The organism is Streptomyces sp. NPDC054956 (assembly GCF_053609185.1).
Map to the genome: position 1 here is coordinate 1 of NZ_JBSGXB010000436.1, position 4,960 is coordinate 4,960.

5 protein-coding genes are annotated in these 4,960 nt (G+C 73.0%); 4 read left to right on the forward strand and 1 reads right to left on the reverse strand.

The features are described from left to right. Window positions 1-110 precede the first annotated feature (110 nt). The 4 genes from ACWGDE_RS36060 (at window position 111) to der (ending at window position 4,325) form a co-directional block, all read left to right on the forward strand. Entirely contained in the window at window positions 111-1,199 is a 1,089-nt protein-coding gene (locus ACWGDE_RS36060; RefSeq protein WP_453393298.1) for a prephenate dehydrogenase, read from the forward strand. Between the two features lie 238 nt (window positions 1,200-1,437). After that, window positions 1,438-2,145, forward strand: a complete 708-nt coding sequence (gene cmk / locus ACWGDE_RS36065) for a (d)CMP kinase (protein WP_453393299.1) — start codon at window positions 1,438-1,440, stop codon at window positions 2,143-2,145. Continuing rightward, entirely contained in the window at window positions 2,142-2,789 is a 648-nt protein-coding gene (locus ACWGDE_RS36070; protein ID WP_453393300.1) for a lysophospholipid acyltransferase family protein, read from the forward strand. Before cmk ends, ACWGDE_RS36070 begins: the two co-directional genes overlap by 4 nt. A gap of 75 nt (window positions 2,790-2,864) precedes the next feature. Beyond that, window positions 2,865-4,325, forward strand: coding sequence for a ribosome biogenesis GTPase Der (gene der, locus ACWGDE_RS36075; protein ID WP_453393301.1), 1,461 nt, complete (start codon window positions 2,865-2,867; stop codon window positions 4,323-4,325). A 94-nt stretch (window positions 4,326-4,419) separates the two neighbouring features. On the opposite strand, the gene ACWGDE_RS36080 is transcribed toward der, so the two are convergent. Then, on the reverse strand, window positions 4,420-4,827 hold the full coding sequence (locus ACWGDE_RS36080; protein ID WP_453393302.1) for a hypothetical protein: 408 nt from the start codon (window positions 4,825-4,827) through the stop codon (window positions 4,420-4,422). Between the last annotated feature and the right edge of the window lie 133 nt (window positions 4,828-4,960).

Here is a 4,960-nt window from a genome sequence, read left to right on the forward strand (position 1 = left end):
CGGCGGCCCCCGCCTCCGCGCACTCCTCACCGCGCTCGCCCTGCGCGCCGACACCTCCGCCACCCACCCGGTCCGCCCCCTCTTCCGTCAACGCACCCCTGGAGCACCCCGTGAGAACCGCCGTAGTCATCGGAACCGGACTGATCGGCACCTCCGCGGCGCTCGCCCTCGCCTCCCGCGGGATCGCCGTCCACCTGGCCGACCGCGATCCGGGGCAGGCACGTACCGCCGCCGCGCTGGGCGCCGGTACGGAGGACGCGTACGAGGGCCGGGCCGACCTCGCCGTCATCGCCGTGCCGCCGGCCCACGTGGCCGCCACCCTCGCCGACGCGATCGGCCGGGGCCTGGCCCGCGCCTACGTGGACGTCGCCAGCGTCAAGGGCGGACCGCGGCGGGAGCTGGACGCGCTCGGCGTGGACACCAGCCAGTACATCGGTACGCACCCGATGGCGGGCAAGGAGCAGTCCGGACCGCTCGCCGCCTCCGCGGACCTCTTCGAGGGCCGGCCCTGGGTGCTGACGCCGACCCCCGAGACCGCCCACGAGGTGCTGAACCTGGCGCTGGAGCTGGTGGCGCTCTGCAAGGCCGTACCGGTGGTCATGGACGCCGACGCGCACGACCGCGCGGTGGCGCTGGTCTCGCACACCCCGCAGCTCGTCTCCAGCATGGTCGCGGCCCGGCTCGAGGAGGCCGACGAGACGGCGGTGCGGCTGTGCGGGCAGGGCATCCGGGACGTGACGCGGATCGCCGCCTCCGACCCGCGGCTGTGGGTGGAGATCCTCTCGGCGAACCCCGGACCGGTCGCGGACGTGCTGGCCGGGATCGCCGCCGACCTGGACGAGACCGTACAAGCCCTGCGGGGCCTGGAGTCCGCGGACGAGGACAAGCGCCGCGGCGGCGCGGCCGGCATCGAGGACGTACTGCGCCGGGGCAACGCGGGCCGGGTCCGGGTGCCGGGCAAGCACGGGGCGGCGCAGACCGCGTACGAGACGGTGGCCGTGTTCATCTCCGACCAGCCCGGAGAGCTCGCGCGGATCTTCGCCGACGCAGGGCGGGCCGGGGTCAACATCGAGGACGTACGGATCGAGCACGCGACGGGTCAGCAGGCGGGGCTCGTGCAGTTGATGGTGGAGCCGCGGGCGGTGGCCGGCCTCCAGGCCGAGCTGCGCGGACGCGGCTGGGCGCTGCGCCAGTCCTAGCGGGCCGGGTGCGGCGCCGTTGCCGGGGGCGCTGCCCCCGGACCCCCGCGCCTCAAACGCCGGCGGGGCTGAAAGATCGCCTCAAACGCCGGCGGGGCCGGATTTGCCTCCGGCGGCGCCTCAAACGCCGGCGGGGCTGGATTGGCGGGATCGAGGGCTGTCGGGGCCCGGTAACCTGGGGGAGGGGCGCTATTGGCGCGCCCGGACACGTACGCGCAACCAGGAAGGTGCCCGCACCGTGGAAACCGTAGCTCCGTCCGCCGTGATCGTCGCCATCGACGGTCCCTCCGGCACGGGCAAGTCCAGCACTTCCAAGGCCGTGGCCGCCAAGCTCGGGCTGCGCTACCTGGACACCGGTGCCCAGTACCGGGCCATCACCTGGTGGATGATCACCAACGGCGTCGACACCGACGACCCGCAGGCCATCGCGCTCGCGGCGGGCAAGCCGGCCATCGTGTCCGGCACCGACCCCTCCGCGCCCACCATCACCGTCGACGGCCTGGACGCCTCCGGCCCGATCCGGACCCAGGAGGTCACCTCCAAGGTCAGCGCCGTGAGCGCCGTCCCCGAGGTGCGCACCCTGATCACGGAGCTCCAGCGGACCATCGCCGCCGAGGCGGCCGAGGAGGCCGACGGGATCGTCGTCGAGGGCCGGGACATCGGCACCACCGTCCTGCCCGGCGCCGACCTCAAGATCTTCCTCACCGCCTCCGCCGAGGCCCGCGCCGCCCGCCGCAGCGGCGAGCTGCGCGGCAAGGAGGCCGCGAACCTCGCGGCCACCAAGGAGGCGCTGATCAAGCGCGACGCCGCCGACTCGGGCCGCAAGACCTCGCCGCTGGCCAAGGCCGGCGACGCGGTCGAGGTGGACACCACCGAGCTCACGCTGGACCAGGTCATCGAGTGCGTGGTCACCCTGGTGGAGGAGAAGCGGGCGGGCCGCAAGTGAGCGAAACGCCCTCCCTCAAGGGTGCGGCGGTCGGCCGGAGGATCGGCATCGGTCTCATGTACGGGCTCTGGAAGCCGCGCGTGCTGGGGGCCTGGAAGGTCCCCGCGTCCGGCCCCGTGATCCTGGCCGTGAACCACTCCCACAACATCGACGGGCCCATGGTCATGGGCACGGCCCCCCGGCCGCTGCACTTCCTGATCAAGAAGGAGGCGTACGTCGGCCCGCTCGGCCCCTTCCTCGAAGGGATCGGGCAGGTGAAGGTGGACCGCTCCGGCGCCGACCGGGGCGCGATAAGCCGCGCCCTGAGCGTCCTGGAGAACGGCGGCGCCCTGGGGATCTTCCCCGAGGGCACCCGGGGCGACGGCGACTTCGCCTCGCTGCGCGCGGGCCTCGCGTACTTCGCGGTCCGCTCCGGCGCGCCCATCGTGCCGGTAGCCGTGCTGGGCAGCACCGAGAACCGCGGCCGCGTCGTCAAGGCGCTGCCGCCGCTGAAGAGCAGGGTCGACATCGTCTTCGGCGATGCCTTCGACGCCGGGGACGGCAGTGGCCGCCGTACCCGTACCGCGCTGGACCAGGCCACCGTACGCATCCAGGACCGGCTGACCGCCCACCTGGCCGACGCCAAGCGCCTCACCGGGCGCTGAGCGAGACTTGACCTAGTAGTGGAACCGCGCTGCGCGGGCCCCACCGACCACCACGAACGACGAGGAACGGACTTCATGAACGACCAGCACGACCACGGAGCACTTGGCGATGCCGAGTACGCGGAGTTCATGGAGCTCGCCGCGGAAGAGGGCTTCGACATCGAGGACGTCGAAGGCGCGATCGAGGAAGCGGGCCACGGCCCGCTGCCGATCCTCGCCGTCGTCGGCCGGCCGAACGTCGGCAAGTCGACCCTGGTGAACCGGATCATCGGCCGCCGCGAGGCGGTCGTCGAGGACAAGCCCGGCGTCACCCGCGACCGCGTCACCTACGAGGCGGAGTGGGCCGGCCGCCGGTTCAAGGTCGTCGACACCGGCGGCTGGGAGCAGGACGTCCTCGGCATCGACGCCTCCGTCGCCGCCCAGGCCGAATACGCCATCGAGACCGCCGACGCCGTCGTCTTCGTCGTGGACGCCAAGGTCGGCGCCACCGACACCGACGAGGCCGTCGTCCGGCTGCTCCGCAAGGCCGGCAAGCCCGTCGTCCTGTGCGCCAACAAGGTCGACGGCCAGAGCGGCGAGTCCGACGCGGCCTCCCTGTGGTCGCTCGGCCTCGGCTACCCGCACCCGGTTTCCTCGCTGCACGGCCGCGGCACCGGCGACATGCTCGACGCCGTCCTGGAGGCCCTCCCGGAGGCGCCCGAGCAGCGCTTCGGCGCCGTCGTCGGCGGTCCCCGCCGGATCGCGCTCATCGGCCGCCCGAACGTCGGCAAGTCCTCCCTCCTGAACAAGGTCGCCAAGGAGGACCGGGTCGTCGTCAACGAGCTGGCCGGCACCACCCGCGACCCGGTCGACGAGCTGATCCAGCTCGGCGGGGTCACCTGGAAGTTCATCGACACCGCGGGCATCCGCAAGAAGGTCCACCTCCAGCAGGGCGCCGACTACTACGCCTCGCTGCGTACGGCCGCCGCCGTGGAGAAGGCGGAGGTCGCGGTCATCCTGATCGACACGACCGAGAACATCTCCGTCCAGGACCAGCGCATCATCACCATGGCCGTCGAGGCGGGCCGCGCGATCGTGATCGCGTACAACAAGTGGGACAACCTCGACGAGGAGCGCCGCTACTACCTCGAGCGCGAGATCGAGACCGAGATGCAGCAGGTCTCCTGGGCGCCCCGGGTGAACGTCTCGGCGCTCACCGGCCGCCACATGGAGAAGCTGGTCCCGGCGATCGAGACCGCGCTCGCGGGCTGGGAGACGCGCGTTCCCACCGGCCGGCTGAACGCCTTCCTCGGCGAGGTCGTCGCGGCCCACCCGCACCCGATCCGCGGCGGCAAGCAGCCCCGCATCCTGTTCGGCACCCAGGCGGGCAGCAAGCCGCCGCGGTTCGTCCTCTTCGCCTCGGGCTTCCTGGAGCACGGCTACCGGCGCTTCATCGAGCGCCGCCTGCGCGAGGAGTTCGGTTTCGAGGGCACCCCGATCCACATCTCGGTCCGGGTGCGCGAGAAGCGCGGCGCGCAGTACAAGAAGAAGAAGTAGCGGCGGGACGCCGGGGCGAAGCGGCCCCGGGTGAGTGGGGTGCGTTCCCGCGTCGTCCGGTGCGGGGACGTGCCCCACTCACCCGAGGCCGCTTTCAGTAGCCCCGGCGGGGAGCGGGCGGCAGGGCCGCCGGGATGTGGTGCGTCCCGGTCTGGTGCTGGCGCCCGTTCGCGTATCCGGTGCTCGGGGCGGCGCCCGCGTACGAGTACTGCGGCTGCGGGGCGTAGGCGGGCTGCCAGGCGTCCGCGGGCTGCCAAGAGGAACCGTTCCAGCCGGCCGCGTAGGAGGCGCCGGAGCCGCCGCCGTACGCACCGGAGCCGGTGGGGTACGCGCCCGCGGCGTACGAGCCGCCGTAGGAGAAGGCCGTGAAGCCCAGGTCCTCCTCGCCCGTGCGGTCTCCCGGGAGGGCCCGGAAGGCGCGCAGGTACTCCGAGTACAGCGTGTCGTAGATCGGGGTGTGCGAGGTGGCGGGAGCGCCGGCCGGCTCCCGTACGGATCGCATCGGGGGGACGCTGCTCGGATAGGACGGGGCGCGGGAGACATCGTAGGAATGCACGTATCAGCCAACGAAACCGGCGCCCCACGGATGCGGGGTCGCGGGGCGGAAAACGCAGATCGCCGGGGGTGCGCGGGAC